The following is a 672-nucleotide window of genomic DNA, read 5'->3' as shown; positions in this document are numbered from 1 at the left end:
TGGAGAGGTGTCCGAGTTGGCCGAAGGAGCACGATTGGAAATCGTGTAGGCGCCAAAAGCGTCTCGAGGGTTCGAATCCCTCTCTCTCCGCCATTATAGTTTGGCCCGTTGGTCAAGGGGTTAAGACACCTCCCTTTCACGGAGGTAACATGGGTTCGAATCCCATACGGGTCACCACTTTAATTATTAGCATCAGGGATGAGAATCCTAAAGAAAAAATACTTGCCTTTGTAGCGGTTTATCTGCTAAGATATTAAAAGTGTTCCTTATGGAGGCTTAGCTCAGCTGGGAGAGCATCTGCCTTACAAGCAGAGGGTCGGGGGTTCGATCCCCTCAGCCTCCACCATGTATACTTTAAAGAAAATAAATATTTTTTAATTGACGCGGGGTGGAGCAGTCCGGTAGCTCGTCGGGCTCATAACCCGAAGGTCGCAGGTTCAAATCCTGCCCCCGCAATTTATCTCCTTACGAATGGAGATACATAATTGGCCGTGGAACCGTGGTGTAGAGGCCTAACATGCCTGCCTGTCACGCAGGAGATCGCGGGTTCGAATCCCGTCGGTTCCGCCATTTATTTTCTTGAGGGTTTAGTTTGTTGCAATAATGCTCTTAATAGAAACAAAATTAGGCTCGGTAGCTCAGTCGGTAGAGCAGAGGACTGAAAATCCTCGT

General features: G+C 48.5%; 5 tRNA genes. All 5 read left to right on the top strand.

The window, feature by feature from the left end:
- Position 1 precedes the first annotated feature (1 nt).
- Positions 2–93 (top strand) — tRNA-Ser (locus tag CPT76_RS35795).
- Between the two features lie 9 nt (positions 94–102).
- Positions 103–177: transfer RNA gene (locus CPT76_RS35790), tRNA-Glu, on the top strand.
- A 93-nt stretch (positions 178–270) separates the two neighbouring features.
- Positions 271–346 (top strand) — tRNA-Val (locus CPT76_RS35785).
- A 36-nt stretch (positions 347–382) separates the two neighbouring features.
- A tRNA-Met gene (locus CPT76_RS35780) sits at positions 383–456 on the top strand.
- Positions 457–493: 37 nt separating this feature from the next.
- Positions 494–570, top strand: a tRNA-Asp gene (locus tag CPT76_RS35775).
- The last annotated feature ends 102 nt before the right edge of the window (positions 571–672 follow it).

It is taken from the genome of Paenibacillus sp. AR247, assembly GCF_002968895.1.
GTDB lineage: Bacteria > Bacillota > Bacilli > Paenibacillales > Paenibacillaceae > Paenibacillus_AQ > Paenibacillus_AQ favisporus.
Note: the sequence above shows the minus strand (reverse complement) of the source record. Positions and strands in the feature narration are given on the sequence as shown.